Raw genomic sequence first — 24901 nt, forward strand, 5'->3', positions numbered from 1 at the left:
CCAGGTCAAGCCGGCCGCGGGCGCAGGTCTCAGCAGGCGCAGCGGATCGTGAACTCCTTCTCCTGCCCTCCGAGCGTCATGACGTGCGCGTCGAGGTTCGCCCGCACGCTGCCCCGGATCTCGTTGTCGACGCGGTACAGATCGGTCACCAGCGCTTCCCAGTCCCGGCTGCCGTCGGCCGCCCACTCGAACGGCAGGCGGCGCAGCGACCCTTCGTCGGCCGGGTCGACGGCGGCGCCCGTCTCCAGCGCGGCGCGGACGATGGCGCGTTGCCGCCCGGCCTCCCGGGGCCGCCCGCACGGGCAGCCGAGCGGGAAGTCGAGGAACGTCGCGCGCGGGGCTTTGACGGCCGAAGCCGCGCGGTGCAGCGTCGTGAGGCTGGTGGTCGGCAGGCCACGACGTTCGAGCGCACGCGCCAGGACCCCGCCGGCGACGTGGCACTGCGGGCAGAACGGCACGACCAGCACGAGGTCCGCCCCCATCGCGGTGAACTCGTCGACGATCCGCGGCGCGGTCTCCGTGGCGAGCTCGTCGTACTGCGAGATCGAGCCGACGAGGGACACGGCGTGGTCGGCGTAGCGGCCGATCACCCCGGCGCGCTCGAGGTCGAGCATCGTGTCGCGCGGGTAGGCGACGTTGGCGTCGGCCGGCGCGAACGCGCGGATCGGCGTCCTGTGCGCGAACAGCACCTCGGACAGGTCCCGCTCGCGCGGCAGCAGGCGGTAGGACAGGTCACTGCGCTGCTCCAGCCGCTTCTGGTCCGGGTAGTAGGCGCCACGTGACGAGCAGCCCGACGGTCGCGCCGGCCAGTGGCTTGCGCAGCGGGGTGAGCTCCGGCGCGTCGAACGTCGGCACGCTCAGCGGCGGGATGCCGAGCACCGGGCCCGCCACGTTCGCGTCGAAGTCGTAGGTCCGGGAGCCGGCCTGGGCGGTCATGGGTGATCCGTTCCTTCCTCGTGATCCGTCAAGATCAAGCCTACGCCAGATATTCGAATATCTTGTTAATACTCGAATAATGACCTGAACGGACGACCGCGGCGACCCCGGCATCAGGCTCGAACATTCGTAGGATGAGCACGTGCCCGACAAGGAGACCCGCAACGAGCGCGTGTACCTCGGCTTGCGCGAGGAGATCCTCTCCGGCGCGCGCGAACCGGGCTCGCCGCTGCGCACGGCGGAGCTGTGCACACGCTTCGAGTGCAGCGTCGGCGTCGCACGCGAGAGCCTGTTGCGCCTCGCCGAGCGCGACCTGGTGCAGGAGCGGCCGATGCAGGGCTTCCGCGTCGCGGCGCTGTCGGAGGCGGACCTGCGGGACCTCACCGACGCCCGGCTGGAGATCGAGACGCTCGCGCTGAAACATTCGGTGCGCGACGGCGACACGGCGTGGGAGGCGCGCGTGGTCGGCGCCCACCACCTGCTGCTCGTCACCCCGCGCGCGGGCGACGCGCGGACCTCGGTGGCCGCGGGCAAGGCCCACGGCGCGTTCCACACCGCGCTGCTCGAAGGCTGCCGCAACCAGCGCATCCTCGCGATGGCGTACCGGCTGCGCGACAAGGGCGAGCTCTACCGCCGCTGGTCCGTCGCGGAGCCGGACGGCGAGCGCGACGTCGACGCCGAGCACCACGGCCTGCTCGACGCCGTGCTCGCCCGCGACGCCGACCTCGCGGCCGACCGTCTCGCCGCCCACCTCGAGGCGACGCACGAAGTGCTCGTGAAGGGCCTCTGACGAGCGTCCACTGTGGCCGGTCCAGGCCGGTCCACACACCGTCCGCACCCGAGGACCCTCCGTCGCGGGCGAACCGAGCAGGAATCGAGAAGCGCCGCCGCGACCGCCGCGGATAGCGTCGGAGACACGCACTCGAACCGCTCGAGCCCACGAACCCAGGAGCCACCATGTCCCCCACGCAAGGCGTCAAGACCGTGCTGCACTCCGTCTCCGACCTGAGCAAGGCCAAGGAGGTCTACACCGCGCTGCTCGGGATCGCGCCGCAGGCCGACAGCGAGTACTACGTCGGCTTCGACACCGCCGGCCAGCACATCGGACTCGTGCCGAACGGCGGCCCGCAGGCCTCGCCGTCGCCGGTGGCCTACTGGCACGTCGACGACATCGAGGCGAAGCTGGCCGAGGTGACCGCGGCGGGCGCCGTGGTGCGGGAGGAGCCGAAGAACGTCGGCGGCGGGCGGCTCGTCGCCACCGTCACCGACCCGGACGGCACCGTACTGGGCCTGCTCCAGGACCGCTGAGGCCACCGCCCGCTCCGGGTGCGCGGTGGCCCGATCGGCCACGAGCACGCCCGCCGAACTGGTTGAATCGACGCCAGCCGCTCCACCGACCCCGTCGACGCCGCACGCGCGGCCCCCGTCCCAGCAGAGGGAGACCCGATGACCAAGGCCACGGCGAAGGCCCGGCCCTCGTCCGCGCCGCAGGGCGCCGACAGCCACGACGTGATCCGCGTGCACGGCGCGCGGGTGAACAACCTCAAGGACGTCAGCGTCGAGCTCCCGAAACGCCGCCTGACGGTGTTCACCGGCGTGTCCGGCTCGGGCAAGAGCTCGCTGGTCTTCGGCACGATCGCGGCGGAGTCGCAGCGGCTGATCAACGAAACCTACAGCGCGTTCGTGCAGGGCTTCATGCCCACGCTCGCCCGGCCCGACGTCGACGTGCTCGAAGGCCTCACCACGGCGATCATCGTGGACCAGGAGCGGATGGGCGCCGACCCGCGGTCCACTGTGGGCACCGCGACCGACGCCAACGCGATGCTGCGGATCCTCTTCAGCCGTCTCGGCGCGCCGCACATCGGTTCCCCGCAAGCGTTCTCCTTCAACGTCGCGTCGATCAGCGGCGGCGGCGCGGTGACTTTCGAACGCGCCGGGCGGACGGTGAAGGAGCGCCGCAGCTTCAGCATCACCGGCGGCATGTGCCCGCGTTGCGAGGGCCGCGGCAAGGTCAACGACATCGACCTCACCGCGCTCTACGACGAGGACAAGTCGCTCAACGAAGGCGCCATCACCATCCCCGGCTACAGCATGGAGGGCTGGTACGGCCGCATCTTCCGCGGCAGCGGCTTCTTCGACCCGGACAAGCCGATCAAGAAGTTCACGAAAAAACAGCTGAACGACCTGGTGTACAAGGAACCGACGAAGATCAAGGTCGAGGGCATCAACCTCACCTACTCGGGCCTCGTGCCCGCGATCCAGAAGTCGTTCCTGTCCAAGGACGTCGACGCGATGCAGCCGCACATCCGCGCGTTCGTGGAGCGGGCGGTCACCTTCACCACGTGCCCGGAGTGCGAAGGCACGCGCCTGTCGGCGGAGGCGCGTTCGTCGAAGATCGGCAAGCTGTCGATCGCCGACGCGTGCGCGATGCAGATCAGCGATCTCGCGGAGTGGGTGAGCGGGCTGAAGGAACCCTCGGTCGCTCCCCTGCTGACGTCGCTGCGGCACACGCTCGACTCGTTCGTCGAGATCGGGCTCGGCTACCTCTCGCTCGACCGGCCGTCGGGCACGCTCTCGGGTGGCGAGGCGCAGCGCACCAAGATGATCCGCCACCTCGGGTCGTCGCTGACCGACGTGACCTACGTGTTCGACGAGCCGAGCATCGGCCTGCACCCGCACGACATCCAGCGCATGAACGGCTTGCTGCGGCAGCTGCGGGACAAGGGCAACACGGTGCTCGTCGTGGAGCACAAGCCGGAGACGATCGCGATCGGCGACCACGTCGTCGACCTCGGCCCCGACGCGGGCAGCGGCGGCGGCGAGGTCGTGTACGAGGGCAGCGTCGAAGGCCTGCGCAAGTCCGGCACCCGCACCGGGCGGCACCTCGACGACCGGGCCAAGCTCAAGCCGTCGGTGCGGACGCCGGCGGGCGTGCTCGAGGTGCGCGGCGCGAGCACGCACAACCTTCAGGACGTGGACGTCGACATCCCCCTCGGCGTGCTCGTGGTCGTCACCGGTGTGGCTGGTTCGGGCAAGAGCTCGCTCATCCACGGCTCGGTCTCCGGCGGCGACGACGTGGTGACCGTGGACCAGGGCGCGATCCGCGGGTCGCGGCGGAGCAACCCGGCCACCTACACCGGCCTGCTGGAGCCGATCCGCAAGGCTTTCGCGAAGGCCAACGGCGTGAAGCCGGCCCTGTTCAGCGCCAACTCCGAGGGCGCCTGCCCGAACTGCAACGGCGCGGGCGTCGTCTACACCGACCTCGCGATGATGGCCGGTGTGGCCACACCGTGCGAGGTGTGCGAGGGCAAGCGGTTCCAGGCCGAGGTGCTGGAGTACCACCTGGGCGGGCGCGACATCAGCGAGGTGCTCACGATGTCGGTGGCCGAGGCCGAGGAGTTCTTCGGCGACGGCGAGGCGAAGCTCCCGGCGGCACACAAGATCCTCCAGCGCCTGGCCGATGTCGGGCTCGGCTACCTCACGCTCGGCCAGCCGCTCACCACGCTGTCGGGCGGCGAGCGCCAGCGGATCAAGCTGGCCACGAACATGGGCACCGACGGCGGCGTCTACGTGCTCGACGAGCCGACCGCCGGCCTGCACCTGGCCGACGTCGAACAACTGCTGGGGCTGCTCGACCGGCTGGTCGAGACCGGCAAGTCGGTGATCGTCATCGAGCACCACCAGGCCGTGATGGCCCACGCCGACTGGATCATCGACCTCGGCCCCGGCGCCGGCCACGACGGCGGGCGCGTGGTGTTCGAGGGCACGCCGGCCGACCTCGTCGCGACGCGCGCGACCCTCACCGGCGAGCACCTGGCGGACTACGTCGGTGCCTGACCCACGCGGCTCAGGAACCTTTTGACAGCGCGGGGGTTCCTGAGCCGGTACACGGCGGCGTGGCGCGCGTGCTCGGCGAGCGCGGCGTCGACGACGGGCAGAGCGCGGCGGCGGTAGGTGACGAGCCAGTGCCAGAAGGCCCGGTTCTCCCTCCCGCGGCGCAGCGCTCGCCACGCGCAGCGCCAGAGCGGGAAGTCGAGCACCACGACGGTGTCGGCCTTTTCGAGGCGGGGTCTCAGCACGTCGTACGGGCCGAGGTCACCGTCGAGGATCCAGCGCGGTTCGCTCGCGCGCTCTGCCTGAACCTCGGCCCACCGCTCGGGCTCCATCGGGGTGAGGTCCGGCGGCCAGAACAACGCGTCGAGCTCCACCACGGGCAGGCCGAGGGCGTCACCGAGCCGCACGGCGAACGTCGACTTGCCCGCGCCACCGCGGCCGAGGAGGACGACGCGCCGCAACCCGTCAGTCCGCGGGCAGGGCAGCGGTGAGCTTGCCGGGGTTGAGCATCCAGAGGATCTTGTCGATGCCGTCTTCGGTCGAGGTGAAGCTGATGACGCCGTACACGGCGCCGTCGCGGCTGAGGACCGCGGCGAGCTCGCCGTTGACCTGGGTGAAGACGATTTCGGCGTCCGTCCAGAAGAACGGCTGGTAGGCGCGGATGACCTTCGCGAGCGTGCCCGCGCCGAAGATCGCCGAGCGGGCGGCCCGGGCGACGCCGCCGCCGTCGGAGTAGCTCACCACGTCGTCGGCGAAGAGCTGCTCCAGCGCCGGCAGGTCCCCCGCCTGCGCGGCGGCGAGGAGCGCGGTCAGCAGCTTCTTGCGCTCCTCCTCGCTCACCGGCTTGCGCTTCTGCGCCGCGAGGTGCTTGCGGGCGCGGCTCACGTACTGGCGCGCCGTGACCTCGGTGGTCTGGATGATCTCGGCGATCTGCGAGTACGGGTAGTCGAACGCCTCGCGCAGCACGTATGCGGCGCGTTCGGTCGGCGTGAGCTTCTCCAGCAGCATCAGCACGGCGACCTCCAGCGCGGCGGCGCGCTCGGCGCCGAGCTGCGGATCGGCCGTCGTGTCGACGGGCTCGGGCAGCCAGGGCCCGATGTAGGTCTCGCGCCGCGCGTACGCGGTGCGCGTGGCGTTGATGGCCAGGCGCGTCGCCGTGGTCGCGAGGTAGGCGGCCGGGTTCTCGACCACCGAACGGTCGGCCTTCTGCCAGCGCAGCCAGACCTCCTGCAGCACGTCCTCCGCGTCGGCCGCGCTGCCGAGCATGCGGTACGCGATGCCGAACAGCCTCGGGCGCACCTGCGCGAAGACCTCGGCCGCGTCGTCGAGAGTGGCGCTTCCGCTGTCTTCCATACCCCCGGCGGCCCTTCCGACGACGTCTGCGACTGACGCGGCCAGCTTACGCCCGCCCCGGAATCCGCCGGTGCTCGTGCACCGCGACGGTGGCCGTGACGTGGTGCTGCTTTGCCGCGCCGATTGTCTGTCCACAGTGGAGAAGTCCACGATCGAGTGACAGAAGGCTCGCGAGGTGTCCACACCGGAGGCACGATGATCACCGGACCTGCCAGTGACAGGATCGGAGCCGGAATGCGAACACTGCCGGGAAACGACCGTGGCGGCCGGTGGCGGAGGGGACTGCCCCTCGCCGCCGGAGTGCTGGTGGCGGCGGGAGGGCTGCTCACGGCGGCGCCGGCCTCCGCGGCCCCGGGTGCCGACTACTCACTCGCCGGGGACACCTACGCGGGGGCGCAGATCGCGGCGCACGAAGGGGTGCACGGAGGTCCTGACCTGGCCCGGGCCGACGTCGACCAGACGCTCGGGCACGACGTGAGCGGGCACACCGGCGCCGTGGACTGGAAGGCGGCCAGCGGGTCGGGCGCGCGGTTCACTTACGTCAAGGCGACGGAGGGCACGGCGTTCGTCAACCCGCAGTTCGGCGCGCAGTATGACGGCGCGCACGCCGCGGGGATCATCCGCGGCGCCTACCACTTCGCGCGGCCCGACGTCTCCGGCGGTGCGGAGCAGGCGGAGTACTTCATCGCGCACGGCGGCGCCTGGCGCGGGGACGGCACAACCCTGCCGGGTGCGCTCGACATCGAGTACAACCCGTACGGCGACGCCTGCTACGGCAAAAGCCCGGCCGACATGACCAACTGGATCGCCGATTTCACCCGCACCTACCTGGCGAAAGAAGGTCGCAGCGCGCTGATCTACACCTCCACCACGTGGTGGAAACGCTGCACCGGCAACACGAACCGCTTCGGCGACACGGATCCGCTGTGGCTCGCGCGCTACGCCCCGCAGATCGGCGAGCTGCCGGCGGGCTGGGACAAGCAGAGCATCTGGCAGTTCTCCCGCACGGGCGGCCTGCCGGGCGACCAGAACTACTACAACGGGCCGTTCAACCGGGTTCAGGCGCTGGCGAGCGGGCCGTCCGCCGCGGCGGCGTGACCCCGGCGGTCAAAGCGGCGCGCGAGCACCTCGAACGCCTCCGCCAGCTCGGGCGGGCCGACGACCTCCAGGTCCGCGTCGAACCGCCCGAACGCGGCGGCCAGCGAAACCCACGACCACGAGCCCAGTTCCAGGCGGCACCGGTCCGGGCCGGCCTCCTCGACGACGGCGTCCCCGGCGTAGCGCGACACCGCGGCGGCGGGCAGGTCGAGCAGCACCGAGCCGCGGCAGGGCCAGCCACTGCCGGAGCCCTGGAACCGGCTGGTCACGAAGGCGGCGACGCTGCCGCCGGGCAGGTCGCGCGGGGTGAACCGCGGACCGGTCGGCGTGCGGGGCGTGAGGCGGTCCGCGCGGAAGACGCGCCAGTCGCCGCGGTCGAGATCCCAGGCGACGAGGTACCAGAGGCCGCCGCGGGCGACGAGGTGGTGCGGTTCGACGCGCCGCGGCGCGGGGCCGGGCGGGTAGTCGAAGCGCAGTACCTCGCTCGCGTGGACGGCGGCGCCCAGTGCGGCGAGCACGTCGCCGCCGACCTGCGGACCCGGCCGGGCCAGCGCGGTCACGTGGACGCTGTCGATCCGGTGCCGCAGCCGGGCGGGCATGACCTGGCGCACGGTCGTCAGCGCTCGCGCGGCCGCTTCCTCGATGCCCGCGCCGGCGGTGGTCGCGAGCTGCAGGGCGACGGCGAGCGCGACGGCCTGCTCGTCGTCGAACAGCAGCGGCGGCAGCTGCGCGCCGGCGTCGAGCCGGTAGCCGCCGTCGGGGCCTTTGGCTGCGACGATCGGATAGCCCAGCTCCCGCAGGCGATCGACGTCGCGGCGGACGGTGCGCGGGCTGACGGCGAGCCGCTCGGCCAGCGCCGCGCCCGGCCAGTCGCGGCGCGCCTGCAGCAGCGAGAGCAACGCCAGGAGGCGGGCGGAAGTCTTCGGCACGGTGTCAGCTTGGCGGAAGAAGCGGCCACATCCTGTCCGCTACCCCTGCGACGATGACGTCATGACCGAAAAGACCGAACTCCTCGCCCAGCTGGCCCGCGCCCGGGAGACGCTGAAGGCGAGTGTCCGCGACCTCACCGACGAGCAGCTCGGCGAGCGCCCCACCGTCAGCGAGCTGTGCCTCGGCGGGCTGGTCAAGCACGTCGCGTCGATGGAGGAGCAGTGGCTGCGCTTCGCCGTCGACGGCGCGTCGACGATGAGCTACGAGCTGCCCGAGGGCGTGACGTGGGCCGATTTCGCGGCCGGCACCGCTCGCGAGTACCCGAAGTGGGCGATCGAGCACCAGGCTGAGTTCAGCATGCAACCCGGTGACACGCTCGCGGCGATCTTGGCGCGCTACGACGAGGTCGCGGCGCGAACCGCCGAGATCGTCGCCGCCGTGCCCGATCTGGCGGCGTCGCACCCGCTGCCGGAGGCGCCGTGGCACGAGGCCGGAGCCGAGCGCAGCGTGCGCGGGGTCCTGCTGCACGTGATCGTGGAGACCGCGCAGCACGCGGGTCACGCCGATCTGCTGCGCGAGACGCTCGAGGCGTCGTGACGGTGCTGGCCAGCCGCGCGCTCAACCGCGCGACGCTCGCCCGCCAGCTGCTGCTGGAGCGCGCCGACCTGCCCGCGCTCGACGCCGTCGCGCACCTGTGCGGGCTGCAGGCGCAGGAGCCGCAGGAACCGTTCACGGGCCTGTGGTCGCGGTTGCGGGCGTTCGACCCGGCGGAGCTCTCGGATCTCCTGATCGGGCGGCAGGTGGTCCGGACCCATCTGATGCGCCGCACCGTCCACCTCGTCACCGCCGACGACGCGCTGGCCTGGCGCACCCGCCACGACGCGATGCTGCGCCGGCGCGTGCTCGGCGTCTACCGGCGCGAGCTCGACGGCGTCGACCTCACCGAGCTCGCCGCGGCGGGCCGCGCCGTCCTGGCCGACGGCGAACCGCGGTCCATGCCCGAGCTCGCCCGGGCGGTGGCCGACCGCTGGCCTTCGCCGGGGCCGCGCGCACTGGGCGAGATGCTGGTCGCCGCGCTCGTGCCCGTGGTGCAGCTGCCGCCGCGCGGGGTGTGGCGGGAGAAGGCGGGCGTGCGGTACCTGCCGCTGTCCGCCTGGCTGGGCCGCGACGTCCCGGCTCCCCCGGACGACGTCGTGGGCGCCGAGCTGGTCCGCCGCTACCTCGCCGCCTACGGCCCCGCCGCCACCGCCGACCTGCGCGCGTGGTCCGGCCTCGCCGGGCTGCCCGCCGCCGTCGCCTCGGTGCGCGACGAACTGGTGTCCTTCCGCGACGACCGCGGCCGCGAGCTGCTGGACCTCCCCGACGCGCCCCGCCCCGACCCGGACACCCCGGCACCGATCCGCTTCCTCCCCGCGTTCGACAACGCGCTCCTCGGCTACTCCGACCGCACCCGCATCGTCGACGACGCCCACCGCAACCTCTCCGTCGCGGGCTCCCGCGTCCTCCTCGCCGATGGCCGCGTCACGGCGACGTGGACCGTCGAGGAGGGCACAGTCGTCGTGTCGCCGTTGCGCCGGCTGACTCGTGCCGAGCGCGCGGCCGTCGGTGACGAAGGCGAGGAGGTGGCGTCGTTCCTGTCCGACGGTGAGCACCGCGGCGTCCGGGTCGAACGCCGGTGACCGCGCGGGCGCGGCCGGCACCGAAATACATCCGCAAAGGTCGGTGCCATTGCCGGAACTCCGGCAATGGCACCGACCTCGTCAGCGGTGCGGCCGCTTCAGCCCGGTCAGGTCGCGCTTGACCACGGTGTTGCGGTCGCCCACGGTGTTGCCGAAGGCGAACTGCGGCCAGTAGCCCATGATCTCCTGGCGGCTGCGCTCGCTCCACTGGCGGGCGAGCGCGCCGCGGGACTTGTAGAAGTTCAGCGCGTAGCCGTGGGTATGCAGGCGCAGGATGGAGAAGCCGCCCGGGTATTCCTTGGCGGCGGCCACTTCCTGGAGCGTCACGCGCGGCGCGGCCGGACTGATCGTGCGGTGGTTACGGTGGGTGTGGCCCGCGTGGTGCAGGAACACGCCCGGCGTCTGCGTGTACCAGTCCAGGATCTGCGAGGCCTGGGTCGCGTCGAGGGAGCTGCCCGCGGTGATCGGGAACGCCGAGTCCTGCATCACGAGCGGGTGGTGGCCGAACACGAGCGTCGGCTGGTCGCGGTGCTTCTTGAGGTCGGCGCGGAACCAGTCGAGCTGCTCGGGCGACAGGCCGCCGGCGTCGCCGCCGTTGCCGGGCTTGTCGTAGGTGTCGAGGCCGATCACGTGCAGGCCCGACAGGTCGCGCGAGAAGTAGGTGCGCTCGGTGCGCGGGAAGTACGCGTCGTGGAAGCAGTCGTTGCCCTGCCACTGCCCGACGCGGCAGGTCGAGTACGCGTCGCCGACGTGCGCGCGGTCGTGGTTGCCGCGCGTGACGAAGTAGTCCTCCTGGTAGCGGCCGAAACGCGACAGCAGGTGCCCGGCGCGGCTGAGGTCGGTCGGCACGGCCTCGGCGGAGATGTCGCCGGCGGCGAGCAGGTAGCGCGGGTCGAAGCGCTTCACGTCCTGGACCAGCGATTCCAGCATCACCTCGGGGTACGGCGGCAGCCCGGGCTCCTGCGAGATCCCGATGTACTGCGGCTGCCCTCCGACGAGCCCCGCCTGCGTCTCGCCCATGTGCAGGTCGTTGCACAGAACGACCGAGAACACGTGGCTGCCCTCGGGCGGCTGCGGCGTGGTGAACTCGAACGGTCCCGTCGTGCCGAGGCCGCGGTCCGTGGTGCCCACGGCGTTGCCAGCGATCAGCGTGAACGCGGTGGGCGCGGCGAGCGTGCCGTTGGAACGGGCCTGGTAGTAGTACGTCTGGCCCGGCTCGAGGTCGCGCAGCTCGACGTAGTGGTACGGGGTGTGGCCGGTGATGTCGTGCGCGACCCGGTTGAGGCGGTTGGGGTTGGTGCCGTAGCGGACCTCGCCGTCGGCGTCGGCCGGGACCATGCGGCCGAGCCCGTCGTCGGTGCCGGCGCGGCCGGTGTACCACGTGATCACGGCGCGGTCTTCCGCGAGCGTCACGAGTTCGAGGTTGACGGGCGTCACCGGGCCCGAGCCGCGGGCGTCGGTCGCGGCCAGCGCGCGGGCGGGGTCGAGCAACGTCGTCGAACCCGCCGCAGCGGCGGCGTACGCGGTCCAGCGCAACAGGTCTCGGCGGGTGAAATCGCAAGCAGGCATGCGCTGCAAGCTAAAGCCGCCCGTTGAACGGAACACCGCCCCCGGGCGAAGAGCGAGTGTCGACACTCGGAAGTCGGCCGCCTCCGCAGTGCTCGACCGGAGCCGGTTCCGCACGCCGGAACACCGGGCGGGCGGAACCGGGCCGGATCAGGCGACGAGCCGCAGCGGCTGTTCGAGCGCGTCGACCAGCACGCCCAGCCACGAAGCCGCCAGCGCGCCGTCGATCGCACGGTGGTCGACCGCCAGCGTGAGCGCCAGCCGCGTCGCTACGGTCAGCTCGCCGTCCACCACGACCGCGCCGGGCTTCCCGGCGCCGACCGCGAGGATCGACGACTGCGGCGGGTTGATGATGGCGGTGAACTCGTCGACGCCGTACATGCCGAGGTTGCTCACCGCGATCGAGCCGCCTTCGAGGTCCTGCTGCTTGAGCCTGCCCTCGTCGGCCTGGGCCGCGAACCCCTTGACCTGGCCCGAGATCGCGCTCGGCGCCAGCTTCTCGACCCCGCGCACGACCGGCGTGACCAGGCCCCGCTCGGACGCGATGGCGACACCGACGTCGACCGAGTCGTATGTGCGCAGGGCGTCTTCGGTCCAGATGACGTTGGCGTCGGGCACCTCGGTGTGCGCGACGGCCACGGCCCGGATGATCAGGTCGTTGACCGAGATCCGCGCCGGTGACACCTCGTTGAGCTGCTCGCGCAGGGCCAGCAGCGCGTCGATCCGCGCGGTACGCCGCACGGAGAAATGCGGCACGGTCTGCTTGCTCATCGTCAGCCGGCTCGCGATGGCGCGGCGGATCCGGGTGTGCGGGATCTCGGTGAACGCCGCGCCCGCCGCGGGCTCCCGACGGACGGGAGCCGGTTGCGGCGTGGCCGCGGGCTTTTCGGGTGCCGGTTGCGGCGTCGGGTCCGGCTGCGGCGGTGCCGGTGCCGGCCGGTCCGCTCGCGCGATCGCGGCCTCGACGTCCTTGCGCACGATCCGCCCGTTCGGTCCGGTCCCGGCCACCTCCTCGAGCCCGATCCCGGCTTCCTTCAGCAGCTTGCGCGCCAGGGGACTCGCGAAGATCCGCTCGCGCGAACCGTTCGACGCGGCCGGCGCCGGCCCTGACTGACCCGGCCCGTTCCGCGAAGCCGATCCACCCAGCTCCGCCAGCAGCCCGCTCACGTCCTCCCCCACGGCACCCAGCACGGCGATCGGCGTACCGACCTCCACCGTCGTCCCGCGGTCCACCAGCTGCCGCAGCACGGTCGCGCCGGCTTCGGCCTCGACCTCCACGGCCGCCTTGTCCGTCTCCAGCACGGCCAGCGCCGTGCCGGCGTCGAACGCCTCGTTCTCGGGCACCAGCCACTCGCTCAGCACGGCCTCGGTCGACCCCGTGGCGACTTCGGGCACCCGCAACAGCGTTGCCATCGTTGGAACTCCTCGCTGCCAGTCGCAGTTGCGGTCAGTCGGACAGGCGCCGCAGCGCCGCGGTCACTTCCCCGGTCCGCGCGATCGCCGCGCGTTCGAGGACCTTGCTGATGCTGGGCGACGCCTCGCCGCCGGTGACGCGCTCGATCGGCGCGTCGAGCCAGTCGAACAGGCGGCGCTGGATCTCGTCGGCGAGCCGGCCGCCGTAGGAGGTGCCGATGGCGCCCTGCTCCACGATCAGCACCCGGTTGGTCTTGCGGACGCTGCGTTCGATCGTGTCCCAGTCGAGGCTCGCGCGGTCGAGCCAGCGCAGGTCGATCAGGTCGGCGCGCACACCGGTCTCGTCCAGGGCCTCGAGGCAGTGCCCGACCATGGACAGGTAGCTGATCACCGTGAGGTCGTCACCGGTGCGCCGCAGCGCGGCCTTGCCGACGGGGATGCGGTAGTCGAAGTCGTCGACCGGCGCGGTGCCCGTGGTGGCGTAGAGGTCCACGTGTTCCAGCACCACGACCGGGTCGTCGCAGGCCACCGCGGTGTTCATCAGTCCGACGTAGTCGAACGGGTTCGACGGCGCCGCGACCCGCAGCCCGGGCGCGGTGGTGAGGATCCCGGCCGGGTCCATCGAGTGCTGCGAGCCGTAGCCGGTGCCCGCGGCGAGCTTGCTGCGCAGCACGAACGGCACGCTGCCGGTTCCGCCGAACATGTGGCGCGCCTTGGCGACCTGGTTGAACAGCTGGTCGGCGGCGACCCACATGAAGTCGGCGTACATGAACTCGACGATCGGGCGCGAGCGCCCGTCGATGGCCATGCCGCCGGCGAGGCCGGTGAACGCGTTCTCGCTGATCGGGGTGCCCAGCACGCGTTCGGGTGCCGTTTCGATGGCCCGCTTGGTGGCGCCGTTGGTGCCGCCCTTGAGCCGATCGACGTCCTCGCCGAGCACGACCACGCGTCCGTCGGTCTCCAGCCGCCTTGCGAGGACATCGCTGACGACGTCGATGAACCGGCGCTCCTTCAGCGCACCGCTGAAGGACTCGGGTTCCTCGTACCGGCTTCCGTCCAGTTCGGACAGATCTCCGCGCACGCCGACGTCGACGAACGCCGGGTCCGGCCACGCGGAGTCCTTGATGCGGCGCTTGCCGTCCGGGCCGTCTTCGAGGAAGCTGTCGCCGATCTCGTGCAGCGCCCGGGTGATCTCCTCGTCGAAGGCCTTCAGCTGGTCGTCGTCGGCGAGCCCGCGCCGCACGAGGTGGCCGCGCAGCAGGTCGATCGGGTCGCGGTCGCGCCAGGACTTCTCCTCTTCCTTCGTGCGGTAGCCGAAGGCGCTGCCCGCGTACGGGCCGTTCTGGTGGAAGTAGCGGTAGACCTCGGCCTCGACGATGGTCGGGCCGTTGCCCGCGCGCATGTGGGCCAGGGCCTCGCTCATCGCCAGGTGCACGGCGAGTGGATCCATTCCGTCCACCTGCCAGCTCGGGATGTGGAACCCGAGGCCGCGTGCGGAGAGCCGGGTTTCGGCCGTGGCCGTGTCGACGGGCGTGGACACCGCGTACTGGTTGTTCTCGATGAAGAAGCAGACGGGCAGCTTCCACGCGGCGGCGAGGTTGAACGTCTCCAGCACCGAGCCGATGTTCACGGCGCCGTCGCCGAAGTAGGTGACGGTGACGGCGTCGGTTCCGGTGTGGCGCTGGTTCCACGCGAAGCCCGCGGCCTGCGGTACTCCCCCGCCGACGATCGCGTTGGTGCCCATCGCGCCGGCCTCGCGCCACTGCAGGTGCATCGACCCGCCGCGGCCGTTGCCGTAGCCCTCGGCCAGGCCGCAGATCTCGGCGAGCGTGCGGCGCAGCACGGTGCGCACCTCGTCGTCGATCACCGGCAGCCCGGTGGGCTTCGGGGTGACGTGGCCGAAGGCCTTGGCGAGGAACTGGTGGTGGCCGCGGTGCGAGCCGTTCACGAAGTCGTCGCTGCGCAGCGGGGAGATCGAGCCGACGGCGCCGCCCTCCTGGCCGATGCTCGAGTGCGCCGGACCGTGCACGAGGCCCTGGCCCGCGAGCTCCAGCACGTACTCCTCGAACGACCGGATCCACTGCGCCCGCCCGAACAGGCTCAGCAGCAGGTCCGGCGCGGCTTCGTCCCAGTCCTCCGGCGTGGCGCGCAGGCGGATCCAGGGCGCGCCGGCGACCAGTGACTCGTGAGTGGCCATCAGGGCTCCTCATCTTCGAATGGATCCATTGCGAAAGGCTTGACGGAGACTATGCCGTCAAGTAGCCATGAAAAGCAAGCGAATGGATCCATTGGAGGTGTACTCATGCCGATCCCCGGGGTGACGGGCGTCGACCACTTCGGCCTCACGGTGCCGGACCTCGACCAGGCCCACGAGTTCTTCACCGAGGTGCTGGGCTGCGAATACCTGTACCGGCTCGGGCCGTACGAGCACGACGACAGCTGGATGAGCGAGCACCTGGGCGTCGACGACAAGGCCGTGATGCGGCGCTTGCACTTCTACCGGCTCGGCGGCAGGGCGATCTTCGAGGTGTTCCAGTACGAGGCGCCGGAGCAGAACCCGGCGCCGCCGCGCAACTCCGACGTCGGCGGGCACCACATCGCGCTCTACGTGGAGGACCTCGACGCCGCCGTCGCCGACCTGCACCGCCGCGGCCTGCGCGTGCTCGGCGAGCCGACCACCAGCAGCGGCGCGAGCGAAGGGCAGCGGTGGGTGTACTTCCTGTCACCGTGGGGCCTGCAGTGTGAGCTAGTGTCCTATCCGAACGGAAAAGCCTTCGACCACAACCCGGAGGCGTTCGACTGAGCCCCGTCCGGCTGAGTCTGGGATCGCCGCGAGGCGTCCGATCGAGAGGAACCGGCGTGGCCGTACCCGCGAGCGTGGCGAGCCAGCGCGTCGCCGACGAGCTGCGAGCGCGAATCCTCGACGGCCGCCTCGCCCCGGGCACGCGCATCATCCAGGACGAGCTGGCCGAGGAGCTGCGCACGAGCCGCCTGCCGGTCCGCGAAGCCCTGCGCATCCTGGAGTCCCGGGGACTGGTGACCCTGCGCGCCAACTCCGGCGCGTGGGTCACGTCCATGGACGTGCGCGAGTGCGAGCTGTCGTACAAGATGCGCGAGCGGCTGGAACCGTTGCTGCTGGCCGAATCCGCGCCCCGGCTGTCCGATGCGGACATCGACGAGCTGGAGGCGCTCGAGGACCGCATCGAGCGGACCGACGACGTCGAGGAGTTCCTCGTGCTCGACCGGCAGCTGCACTGGACGGTCTACCGCCACCACGACGCCCACGACCTCGCCGCGATCCTCAACCGCCTGTGGGACACCACGCAGCACTACCGCCGGGCGTTCACGCGGCTGGCCGGCGAACGCCGCAGCTGGATCATCCGCGCCGAGCACCGGCTGCTCATCGAGGCGCTGCGCCAGCGCGACCACGCGTCGGCCGAGCGCATCCTGGAGCTGCACATCCGCCGGACCCGGGTGGAGCTGGTGAAGCACCCGGAGGTGTTCGCGGTTCCCGTCCCGTCCCGAGGCGAGTTCGACGGTCACTGAAGACCTGGCCCGGTGTCCGGGTCGCCGAGTGACGCTCCTCCTCGCGGTATGCTCCCCACAGCAGTGGTCATTAAAGCTGATAGTCAGCGCATGTGACCACCTCGACGGGAAGGGTACCGCCATGACTCGCCTGGCTTTCGGGTTCTCGCTCGTGCCGACGCTCGACGTCGGCGCGCACCGCGAGCTGGCGGTGGCCGCGGAGGAGCACGGGCTGGAGTTCCTGGGCATCCAGGACCACCCGTACGTGCCGGAGTACCTCGACACCTTCGTGCTCGCGGGCGCCCTGCTGGCCGCCACCGGCCGCATCCACGTGTTCCCCGACGTGACGAACCTGCCGCTGCGCCCGCCTGCGATGCTCGCCAAGGCCGCCGCCTCGCTCGACCTCGTGTCCGGAGGGCGCTTCGAGCTCGCCGTCGGCGCGGGCGGCTACTGGGACGCGATCGAGCGCCTCGGCGTCCGACGGCGCTCGCGGGCCGAGGCCAACGCCGCGCTCGAAGAGGCATTCGAGCTCATGCGGGCGATCTGGCGCGCCGACCACCGGCCCCTCCACCACCGCGGCACTCACTACACAGTGGACGGTCTCGTGCCCGGGCCCCGGCCCGCGCACCCGATCGAGCTCTGGACCGGTGCACAGGGACCGAAGGCACTGGCCCTGACCGGCCGCATCGCCGACGGCTGGGCCGCGCCGATCCCGTCCTACCTGCCCTACGAGCAGTGGGGTCCGGCCAACACGATCCTGGACGAGGCCGCGGCTGCCACCGGCCGGCTGCCCTCGGACGTGCGCCGGATCTGCCAGGTCGTCGGCACGATCACCGACGCGCCCGGCACCCTGCAGGTCACCACCGGCGCCGAGCCCCTGCGCGGCGACGCGGCCCAGTGGGCCGGGTTCCTGACGCGCTCGGCCACCGACCTGCCCTTCACGACGTTCGTGTTCTGGCCGGAGAACCAGACGATCGACCAGGTGCTGCGCTTCGCGCGCGACGTCGTCCCGGCGGTCCGGCAGGCGGTCGAAGGTCAGGCGGGCGGGTCCCCGGGCGAGACCAGGCCGGTTTCGTAGGCCAGCACGACAGCTTGGGCGCGGTCGCGCAGCGACAGCTTCGCGAAGATGCGCGCCACATGGGTTTTGATCGTCGCCTCACTCAGGGTGAGGTCGGCGGCGAGCTCGGTGTTGGACCGGCCCCGGCCCAGCAGCGTCAGGACTTCGAGTTCACGCGGGGTCAACGCGGACAGGTCGCGGTGGGTCGACGGGGCCGCCACGGCCGGAGCCGGAGCGCCGGCCGCGGCGAACCGCTCCACCAGCCGCCGCGTGATCGAGGGCGCCAGCAGCGCGTCGCCCGTGTCGACGAGCCGGACGGCGGCCACGAGGTGTTCCGGCGTCACGTCCTTCAGCAGGAAGCCGCTCGCGCCGGCGGCGAGGGCTTGGTAGACGTAGCTGTCGAGGTCGAACGTCGTCAGCATCAGCACTTTGCAGCGCGGGTCGTCGGCCAGGACGCGGCGCGCGGCTTCGAGGCCGTCCATGGCGGGCATCCGGATGTCCATGAGCACGACGTCCGGGTGCAGCTCCCGCACCAGCTCCACGGCGGCCACCCCGTCGGCCGCTTCCCCGACCACGTCGATGCCACCGGCCGTGAGGATCATGCGGAATCCCGTGCGGACCAGGCCCTGGTCGTCGGCGATGACGACGCGCGGGGCGGTCACGGTCGCTCCAGCGGGATCCGGGCGCGCACGCGGAACCCGCCCCCGAGGCGGCGCCGCGCGTCGAGGTCCCCGCCGAAGGCCGCGACGCGTTCCCGCAACCCGAGCAGGCCGCGGCCCTCGCCCCGGGGAGCGGACGCGGCGGCCGAGCCGCCCGTGAGCACGCTCGGCCCGCTGTTGACCACCTCGACCCGCAGGTAGTGGTCGGTGTAGCGCACCGTCACCTCGGCCTTCCCCCCGTCGCCGTGCTTGAGCGCGTTGGTCAGCGCCTCCTGGATGATCCGGTACGCCGTCAAGTCCACTCCGGACGGCAGCGACCGCGGCCCGCCCGACACGCGCACCTCCACCGGCAGCCCGGCGAAGGCGATCCGGTCGACGAGCGGGCTCAAGCGCGCGAGGCCGGGCTGCGGCGCGAGGTCGTGGGGCTCCTCGCCGTCGGCCGGGGGCGCGAGCAGGCCGAGCAGGTTCCGCAGCTCCGTCATCGTGTCTCGCCCGGCGGTCTCGACCTCCCGCAACGCTTCGGCCGCCTGCGCGGGCTCGGTCTCGACCACCAGCCGCGCGGCGCCGGCCTGCACCAGCATCACGCTCACGTTGTGGCTCACGATGTCGTGCAGCTCGCGGGCGATCCGCGCGCGTTCGGCGTCGACCGCCTGCTGCGCGGCGCTTTCCCGCTCCCGCTCCAGCAGCCACCCGCGCTGCTCCAGCGCACGGGCGGCCGCGCGCCGCGCGTGAACCAGCCGCACGGCCAGCACCACCGCGACCAGGCACGCCACCGCCGCCACCCCGAGTTCCCACACACCCCGAGACTCTCCCAGGCCGCCGCCCGCACCGCATCAACCCGGCGCCTACATCCCCAGGATGACCGCAGCGCGCGGTTACCTCGCCGGGCTGATGCCCCGGTGACGAAGCTGCTTCAGGATTGCGCGCTGTGACCAGTGACGAGAGCAGAGCGAACCCGGTGGTGCAGCTGACCGCCGTCCGCAAGGAGTACAGCGACTCGGTGGCCCTCGACGGGGTCTCGCTGGGGATCCGCGCCGGCGAGGCGGTCGCGGTGATGGGGCCGTCGGGCAGCGGGAAGTCGACGCTGCTGAACATGGTGGCCGGTTTGGACCGGCCGACGTCCGGGTCCGTCGTCGTCAACGGCGAAGACCTCGGCAAGCTCAGCGAGACGGGGCTCGCGCTGTTCCGCCGCCGGCGCATCGGCATGATCTTCCAGTTCTTCAACCTGCTCGACGACCTCCCGGCACTCGACAACGTCGCCCTCGCCGCGCAGCTGACCGGCACCTCGGCCGCGCAGGCCCGTGCCCGCGCGCTGGAGCTGCTCGACGAGCTCGGCATCGCCGGGCGGCGCAACGTCTACCCCGCCCAGCTCAGCGGTGGGGAACGCCAGCGCGTGGCCGTGGCCCGGGCGCTGATGAACCGGCCCGCCCTGCTGCTGGCCGACGAGCCCACCGGCGCGCTGGACAGCCGCTCCGGCGAGCAGGTGATGGATCTGCTGCTCGACCTCAACCAGATCGGCCAGACCCTGCTGCTCGTCACGCACGACGAGCGGCTCGCGAAGCAGTGCGCCACGCGGGTGATCCAGGTCGTCGACGGCCGGATCGCCGCGACCGCGGGTCTGGAGCGCTCGTCGTGAGCGCGGTGGGGCGGGTCGCGCGCGCCGCGGTCCGGCGCCGGCGGGTGCAGACGGCCGTGATCGGCGTCGTGGTCGCGGTCTCCACGGGCACGATCGTGCTCGCGCTCGGGCTGCTGGTGTCGGCGTCGGGGCCGTTCCAGCGGGCGCACGCGCAGCAGAACGGCGCGCACCTCGTCGTCGCCTACGACACCACGCGGGTGCCGGGCGAGCAGCTCGCCGCCACCTCCACGAGCCCGGGAGTCGAGGCGTCGGCCGGGCCGTTCGGGCAGGTCACGCTGGACACCGCGAAGAGCGTCGCGGCGCGGGCGGGCAGCCTGACCACGGTCGGGCGCGCAGATCCCGGAGGCGCCGTCGACCGGCTGGACGTGTGGGCGGGCCGATGGGCCACCGCGCCGGGGGAGATCGTGCTGAACCTCCCGCGCGGCGCCGGCGACCTGGTGCCGCTCGGCTCGCGGATCGAGATCCCGGGCAAACCCGTGCTCACCGTCGTCGGGTTCGCGTATTCGGTGAGCGCGTCCGCCGACGCGTGGGTGACGCCGGCGCAGCTGACGGCGCTGCGGCCCACCACGGCGCAGGTGCTCTACCGCTTCACCCACGCCAGCACGGCGGCGGAGGTCGACGCGGGCCTGACCGCGGTGACGGCAGGGTTGCCGGCGAGGTCTGTGCTCGGCGAGCAGTCCTACCTGACCGTCGAGGAACGGCTCAATTCCGACGTCGGCCCGTACGTGCCTTTCCTGGTCCCGTTCGGCATCCTCGGGCTCGCGGTGGCGGTGCTGATCGTCGCCAACGTGGTGAGCGGCGCGGTGGTGTCCGGTTTCCGCGACATCGGGGTGCTCAAGTCACTCGGGTTCACACCGAACCAGGTGATGGCCGTGTACCTGCTGATGGTGCTCGTCCCCGCCGGCCTCGGCTGCGTCGTCGGGACGATCGGCGGCAACCTCGTCGCCAAGCCGGTGCTCGCGGACGCGTTCAGCGCGTTCGGCGCGGGCGAGGCCGGGATCGACGCGTGGGTCGACGTCGTCGCGCTGGTGGGCTTGCCGCTCGTCGTCGTGCTGGCGGCGCTGGTTTCCGCGCTGCGGGCACGCCGGCTGCCGGCGACCGCGGCGATCAGCGCCGGCAGCGGACCGCGGTTCGGGCGCGCGCTCGCCGTCCAGCGCCGGCTCGCGGGCACCCGGCTGCCGCGCTCGGTCAGCCTCGGCCTCGGGGTCCCGTTCGCCCGCCCAGCACGCAGTGCGCTGACGCTGGCGGCGATCGTGCTCGGGGTCATGACGGTGACGTTGTCGATCGGCGTCACGCTGTCGGTGAGCGCCTACAACAACGCGATGCGGCCCGCGCACCAAGACCGCGTCGAGTTCCTCGCGGGCCTGCCCGACAGGCTCACCCTTCCGGCCGGGCTGCCCGGTCCACGTCCCGCCCCGGCGCTCGGCGACGCGGGCGACGAGGCGATGCTGCGTGCACTGCCCGGTTCCGTCCGGGTCGCCGCTTCGGCGACGCGCACCGTGCACCTGCTCGGCAGCCAGGAGAACCCCTCGGTCACCTTCTCGCGCGGGGATTGGGCGGCGCTGGGACCGCAGATCGTGGCGGGCCGGTGGGCGGCGCGCGCCGGGGAAGCCGCCGCGCCGTCGCGGTTCCTCAACCAGCGTGGGCTCGCCCTCGGCGACACGATCATGGTGGAGCTGGGCGGGAATCGCACGCAGCTCACGCTCGTCGGCGTCACCCTGACCAACAACGACCAGGCGATCTACGCCGACTGGTCGACCCTCGACGGGCTCGCGCCGGGCACCCGCGCGGAGACCTACGACGTGCAGCTGGCTCCCGGCGCCGACCGCACGACGCTCGTGAACGCGGTGCACGCCCGCGACCCCGGGCTGGAGGCCGCTCCCCCGCGCGACGGCACGTCTTCGCAGGCCGTGCTCCTCGTCAGCAGCGCGTCGGTCCTGACGCTGGTGCTCGCGATCGTCGCGGCACTCGGGGTGTTCAACACCGTGGTGCTCAACGCGCACGAACGCCGCCGCGACCTGGGGATGCTCAAGGCGATCGGGATGACGCCGCGCCAGGTGACGGTCATGATGGTCACGTCGATGGGGGTCCTGGGCGTGGCCGGCGGGCTGCTCGGGCTGCCGCTCGGCTTCTTCGTGCACCGGCTGGTCGGGCCGGCCATGCTGCGCGCCGCGCAGTCGGACGTGTTCGGGTTCGTGATCGACGTCTACCGCGCGCCGATGCTCGTCGCGCTGGGGCTGGCCGGCGTCGTCATCGCCGTGCTGGGCGCGCTCGTCCCCGCCGGACGCGCGGCCCGGCTGCCGATCGCGACGGTGCTGCACAACGAATGAGCCCTGGAACGGGCCCTGCCGCCGGGGAGGGCCCGCTTCAGTCCACTTCGGACCGCTGGGCGCGGCGGTAGTGCCGGCGCGCCTTGAGGCGGTTGCCGCACGTGGCCATCGAGCACCAGCGGGCGGTGTTGGCCTTGCTGTGGTCGATGAGGAACAGGCGGCACTCCGGGTTGGCGCACGGGCGCAGGCGGCCGGACTCGCGCAACCCGTCCCAGGTGAGGACCGCGCGCGCCGCGGCGGCGTGGCCCGCGGGAGCGTCGAGGGTCCAGCCGATGCCCTCCGCGCCGAGGGACGCCCGGTAGCCGACGCCCTCGACGAAGCGCCCGACCGACGTGGGTTCCGCGGCGCCGCGCACCACCTGCTGCAGCGTCGCACGCAGGTCGAGCAGGGTGCGCCACTCCCCTTCCGTCGCCGGCTGGTCGTGGGCGGACAGCCAGCGCAGGGCGTCGGCCGCGTCCGCCAGGTCGTCGTGCGGCGCGCCGTCGACGAGGGCCGTGGTGTTCAGCAGGTCGAGGACCAGCGTCTCGTCGTGCTCCGGTGATCTCCCCGCTGCATTCCCCACCGCTGTCTCCACTGCTCCGCCCTCCGCTCGACCTAACCCTCAAATTCCCTCTTGACAGGTTAGTTCTACCATGTTTCAGTTCTAACTACCTCCAGCGACTTTAAGGGTTAGACATGAACGTGACGCCGATGGACCCGCGGACCAGCGAAACCATGCCGATGCCGGGGATGAGCCAGTCCGCGATGCCGATGGGCCGCATGTCGATGTCCGGGCCGTCGTCCAGCCCGCTGCGGACGTTCCTGCGGACCGAGTCCGGCAGCGCCGGGATCCTCGTCGCGGCGATCGTGGTGGCCCTGGCCTGGGCGAACCTGGCGCCGGGCGTATACGACGCCGTGTGGAACTGGGTGCTGAGCGTGCGGGTCGGCCCGCTGAGCGCCGCGCTGCCGGTGCGCGACTGGGTCAACAGCGGTCTGATGACGCTGTTCTTCCTGGTGGTCGGGCTGGAGGCGCGGCGCGAGTTCGACCTCGGTGACCTGCGCGAACGCCGCCGCCTGATCCTGCCGGCCGTCGCCGGGCTGGCCGGCATGGCGGTGCCCGTGCTGATCTACCTCGCGCTCAATGGCGGCGGGCCCGGCGCGCACGGCTGGGGCGCCGCGATGTCGACCGACACCGCGCTGGCGCTGGGCGTGTTCACCGTGGTCGGGCGGGGTGCGCCCGAGCGGATCCGCACGTTCGTGCTCACCGTGTTCGTGGTCGACGACATCGTGGCCCTGGTGGTGATCGCGCTGGCGTACAGCGCGCACGTGGACCTGATGGCCGTCGGGATCGCCGCCGCCGCGTACGCCGGGGTGCTGGCGAGCCGCCGGCTCGACTACCGCTACCGCAAGCCGGTGTTCACCGCGCTGGCGCTGACGGTGTGGGGCGCGCTGCTGACCAGCGGAATCGACCCGGTGGTGGCCGGTCTGGCGGTGGGGCTCGCGACGTCGGCGTACGTGCCGAAGCGCGATTCGCTGGAGGAGGCGACGACGCTGGTGCGCCTGTTCCGCGAGCAGCCCACCGCCGAGGCGGCCAGCTCGGCCAGCAAGCGGCTGAGCGCGACGCTGTCGGCCAACGCCCGGCTGCGCCACGCCTTCCACCGCGTGACGAGCTACGTCGTCGTCCCGCTGTTCGCGCTGGCCAACGCCGGCATCACCGTGAACACCGAGGTGCTGGCCGGCGCGGTCACGGCACCGATCACCGTCGGGATCTTCCTCGCCTACGTGCTGGGCAAGCCGGTCGCGGTGTTCGGTACGTCGTGGCTGCTGACCCGCCTGACCGGCGGCGCGCTGCAGCCCCAGGTCGGCTGGGCCGGCGTGCTGAGCGGCGGCGCGATGGCGGGCGTCGGGTTCACCGTGTCGCTGCTGATCGCCGACCTCGCCTTCACCGGGCGGGAGCTGGAGGAGGCGAAGCTCGGTGTCCTCGCCGCGGCGGCGGGTGCGGCGCTGCTGACCTTCCTCGTGCAGAAGATCACGGCCGCGCTGCCGGAAGCGGTGCGGACCCGCGCCCTGCTCGGCGACGCTCCCCTGCTGACCGACCTCGTCGCTCCGGTCGACCTGAGCCGCGACCACGTGCGCGGGCCGGAGGACGCCGCGGTGACCGTGGTCGAGTACGGCGACTTCGAATGCCCGTGGACCGGCATGGCGGCGCCGACCGCGCGCGAGCTGCTGGCCGAGAACAGCGACATCCGCTACGTGTGGCGCCACCTGCCCCTGCACGACATCCACCCCCACGCGCAGCTCGCGGCCGAGGCCGCCGAGGCGGCGGGCGCGCAGGGCGCGTTCTGGCCGATGCACGACCTGCTGCTGAGCAACCAGGCCGACCTGCACTTCGACGCTCTCGTCGGGTACGCCGAGCAGCTCGGCCTCGACGTCGACCGGTTCCGCGACGACCTGCTGCGCCGCCGGTTCGCCGGCCACGTCGAGCGTGACGTGGAGTCGGCCGACCTCAGCGGCGTGGCCGGAACCCCGACGTTCTTCGTCAACGAGCAGCGCCACGACGGCCCGCAGGACCTCACGACGCTGACGACCGTGATCACCGGCGCCCGCAGCCGCGTGGCCGCCTTCGCCACCGCGGCACCGATCGAGGCCGACGCCGCGGCGGCCGCGGCCTGAGCACCGTCCACAAGCGACCTGTCCACTCGGGACACCCGGAGGAAGTCATGTCCGCTCGCACCACCACCCAGACCACCACCCCGGCCGAGATCGACACCACCGGCGCGCTGACCCCGGCCCTCGGCCTCGTCCCGGGCATCTACGTCACGAGACAGGGCGCGCGGCTGCCCTTCTGGTCCCGCCGCCGGCGACCCACACCGAAGCCGCGCTGAGCCGGCTGCACAGCAGCGGAT

At 72.3% G+C, this 24901-nt stretch carries 24 protein-coding genes; 13 read left to right on the plus strand and 11 right to left on the minus strand.

Annotated elements, in window-relative coordinates; translation table 11 throughout:
- Positions 1-29: 29 nt before the first annotated feature.
- Positions 30-689, minus strand: coding sequence for a hypothetical protein (locus AB0K15_RS04610; RefSeq protein WP_364045543.1), 660 nt, complete (start codon positions 687-689; stop codon positions 30-32).
- A 43-nt stretch (positions 690-732) separates the two neighbouring features.
- Entirely contained in the window at positions 733-936 is a 204-nt protein-coding gene (locus AB0K15_RS04615; protein ID WP_364045545.1) for a hypothetical protein, read from the minus strand.
- A 142-nt stretch (positions 937-1078) separates the two neighbouring features.
- On the opposite strand from AB0K15_RS04615, the gene AB0K15_RS04620 reads away from it, so the two are divergent.
- From AB0K15_RS04620 to AB0K15_RS04630, 3 genes are all read left to right on the plus strand, one after another.
- Positions 1079-1726 (plus strand): FCD domain-containing protein, encoded by a 648-nt coding sequence (locus tag AB0K15_RS04620; protein WP_364045547.1) that lies wholly within the window; start codon positions 1079-1081, stop codon positions 1724-1726.
- Positions 1727-1893: 167 nt separating this feature from the next.
- Positions 1894-2244: a VOC family protein gene (locus tag AB0K15_RS04625; RefSeq protein WP_364045549.1), complete on the plus strand. Its 351-nt coding sequence runs from the start codon at positions 1894-1896 to the stop codon at positions 2242-2244.
- Positions 2245-2382: 138 nt separating this feature from the next.
- A complete protein-coding gene (locus AB0K15_RS04630; RefSeq protein ID WP_364045551.1) occupies positions 2383-4773 on the plus strand; it encodes an excinuclease ABC subunit UvrA in 2391 nt (796 codons plus the stop codon).
- Here the strand turns inward: AB0K15_RS04630 and AB0K15_RS04635 are convergent.
- Both AB0K15_RS04635 and AB0K15_RS04640 read right to left on the minus strand, forming a co-directional pair.
- Positions 4758-5231: a DNA topology modulation protein FlaR gene (locus tag AB0K15_RS04635; protein WP_364045553.1), complete on the minus strand. Its 474-nt coding sequence runs from the start codon at positions 5229-5231 to the stop codon at positions 4758-4760. The genes AB0K15_RS04630 and AB0K15_RS04635 overlap by 16 nt on opposite strands.
- 4 nt (positions 5232-5235) lie before the next feature.
- Positions 5236-6123 carry an RNA polymerase sigma-70 factor gene (locus AB0K15_RS04640; RefSeq protein ID WP_364045555.1) on the minus strand — a complete coding sequence of 296 codons (888 nt, stop codon included), beginning with the start codon at positions 6121-6123 and terminating at the stop codon, positions 5236-5238.
- 234 nt (positions 6124-6357) lie between these two features.
- Here AB0K15_RS04640 and AB0K15_RS04645 point away from each other — a divergent pair, with 234 nt between their 5' ends.
- Complete coding sequence (locus tag AB0K15_RS04645) at positions 6358-7221, plus strand: GH25 family lysozyme (RefSeq protein WP_364045557.1); 864 nt, start codon at positions 6358-6360, stop codon at positions 7219-7221.
- Here the strand turns inward: AB0K15_RS04645 and AB0K15_RS04650 are convergent.
- Positions 7182-8150 (minus strand): WYL domain-containing protein, encoded by a 969-nt coding sequence (locus AB0K15_RS04650; RefSeq protein ID WP_364045558.1) that lies wholly within the window; start codon positions 8148-8150, stop codon positions 7182-7184. The genes AB0K15_RS04645 and AB0K15_RS04650 overlap by 40 nt on opposite strands.
- A 1-nt stretch (position 8151) precedes the next feature.
- Between AB0K15_RS04650 and AB0K15_RS04655 the strand changes: the two genes are divergently transcribed.
- On the plus strand, positions 8152-8748 hold the full coding sequence (locus tag AB0K15_RS04655; RefSeq protein WP_364045560.1) for a DinB family protein: 597 nt from the start codon (positions 8152-8154) through the stop codon (positions 8746-8748).
- Positions 8745-9830, plus strand: a complete 1086-nt coding sequence (locus AB0K15_RS04660; protein WP_364045562.1) for a winged helix DNA-binding domain-containing protein — start codon at positions 8745-8747, stop codon at positions 9828-9830. The genes AB0K15_RS04655 and AB0K15_RS04660 overlap by 4 nt, the downstream gene beginning before the upstream one ends.
- Before the next feature lie 81 nt (positions 9831-9911).
- On the opposite strand, the gene AB0K15_RS04665 is transcribed toward AB0K15_RS04660, so the two are convergent.
- The 3 genes from AB0K15_RS04665 to AB0K15_RS04675 all read right to left on the minus strand — a co-directional run bounded on the left by AB0K15_RS04665 (position 9912) and on the right by AB0K15_RS04675 (position 15006).
- On the minus strand, positions 9912-11399 hold the full coding sequence (locus tag AB0K15_RS04665; RefSeq protein WP_364045564.1) for a metallophosphoesterase family protein: 1488 nt from the start codon (positions 11397-11399) through the stop codon (positions 9912-9914).
- A gap of 147 nt (positions 11400-11546) precedes the next feature.
- A complete protein-coding gene (locus AB0K15_RS04670; protein WP_364045566.1) occupies positions 11547-12809 on the minus strand; it encodes a dihydrolipoamide acetyltransferase family protein in 1263 nt (420 codons plus the stop codon).
- A gap of 34 nt (positions 12810-12843) precedes the next feature.
- Positions 12844-15006: a thiamine pyrophosphate-dependent enzyme gene (locus tag AB0K15_RS04675; protein ID WP_364045568.1), complete on the minus strand. Its 2163-nt coding sequence runs from the start codon at positions 15004-15006 to the stop codon at positions 12844-12846.
- Positions 15007-15111: 105 nt separating this feature from the next.
- On the opposite strand from AB0K15_RS04675, the gene AB0K15_RS04680 reads away from it, so the two are divergent.
- The 3 genes from AB0K15_RS04680 (at position 15112) to AB0K15_RS04690 (ending at position 17412) form a co-directional block, all read left to right on the plus strand.
- Positions 15112-15612, plus strand: coding sequence for a VOC family protein (locus tag AB0K15_RS04680; protein ID WP_364045570.1), 501 nt, complete (start codon positions 15112-15114; stop codon positions 15610-15612).
- Between the two features lie 56 nt (positions 15613-15668).
- On the plus strand, positions 15669-16355 hold the full coding sequence (locus AB0K15_RS04685; protein WP_364045572.1) for a GntR family transcriptional regulator: 687 nt from the start codon (positions 15669-15671) through the stop codon (positions 16353-16355).
- Positions 16356-16476: 121 nt separating this feature from the next.
- On the plus strand, positions 16477-17412 hold the full coding sequence (locus tag AB0K15_RS04690) for an LLM class flavin-dependent oxidoreductase (protein WP_364045574.1): 936 nt from the start codon (positions 16477-16479) through the stop codon (positions 17410-17412).
- On the opposite strand, the gene AB0K15_RS04695 is transcribed toward AB0K15_RS04690, so the two are convergent.
- Both AB0K15_RS04695 and AB0K15_RS04700 read right to left on the minus strand, forming a co-directional pair.
- Positions 17370-18053, minus strand: a complete 684-nt coding sequence (locus AB0K15_RS04695; RefSeq protein ID WP_364045576.1) for a response regulator transcription factor — start codon at positions 18051-18053, stop codon at positions 17370-17372. The genes AB0K15_RS04690 and AB0K15_RS04695 overlap by 43 nt on opposite strands.
- Positions 18050-18847 carry a sensor histidine kinase gene (locus tag AB0K15_RS04700; protein ID WP_364045578.1) on the minus strand — a complete coding sequence of 266 codons (798 nt, stop codon included), beginning with the start codon at positions 18845-18847 and terminating at the stop codon, positions 18050-18052. Before AB0K15_RS04700 ends, AB0K15_RS04695 begins: the two co-directional genes overlap by 4 nt.
- 131 nt (positions 18848-18978) lie before the next feature.
- On the opposite strand from AB0K15_RS04700, the gene AB0K15_RS04705 reads away from it, so the two are divergent.
- Both AB0K15_RS04705 and AB0K15_RS04710 read left to right on the plus strand, forming a co-directional pair.
- The gene (locus AB0K15_RS04705) at positions 18979-19686 is read left to right on the plus strand and encodes an ABC transporter ATP-binding protein (protein WP_364045580.1); all 708 of its coding nucleotides are present in this window, start codon (positions 18979-18981) and stop codon (positions 19684-19686) included.
- Positions 19683-22016 carry an FtsX-like permease family protein gene (locus AB0K15_RS04710; RefSeq protein ID WP_364045582.1) on the plus strand — a complete coding sequence of 778 codons (2334 nt, stop codon included), beginning with the start codon at positions 19683-19685 and terminating at the stop codon, positions 22014-22016. Before AB0K15_RS04705 ends, AB0K15_RS04710 begins: the two co-directional genes overlap by 4 nt.
- Positions 22017-22053: 37 nt before the next feature.
- On the opposite strand, the gene AB0K15_RS04715 is transcribed toward AB0K15_RS04710, so the two are convergent.
- Positions 22054-22578 carry a CGNR zinc finger domain-containing protein gene (locus AB0K15_RS04715; RefSeq protein ID WP_364045584.1) on the minus strand — a complete coding sequence of 175 codons (525 nt, stop codon included), beginning with the start codon at positions 22576-22578 and terminating at the stop codon, positions 22054-22056.
- Between the two features lie 113 nt (positions 22579-22691).
- On the opposite strand from AB0K15_RS04715, the gene AB0K15_RS04720 reads away from it, so the two are divergent.
- Both AB0K15_RS04720 and AB0K15_RS04725 read left to right on the plus strand, forming a co-directional pair.
- Positions 22692-24668: a Na+/H+ antiporter NhaA gene (locus AB0K15_RS04720; RefSeq protein WP_364045586.1), complete on the plus strand. Its 1977-nt coding sequence runs from the start codon at positions 22692-22694 to the stop codon at positions 24666-24668.
- Positions 24669-24715: 47 nt separating this feature from the next.
- Positions 24716-24880: a hypothetical protein gene (locus AB0K15_RS04725; RefSeq protein ID WP_364045588.1), complete on the plus strand. Its 165-nt coding sequence runs from the start codon at positions 24716-24718 to the stop codon at positions 24878-24880.
- Positions 24881-24901 lie beyond the last annotated feature (21 nt).

Origin of the sequence: Amycolatopsis sp. NPDC049253, from assembly GCF_040678995.1 — a bacterium.
Classification (GTDB): Bacteria; Actinomycetota; Actinomycetes; order Mycobacteriales; family Pseudonocardiaceae; genus Amycolatopsis.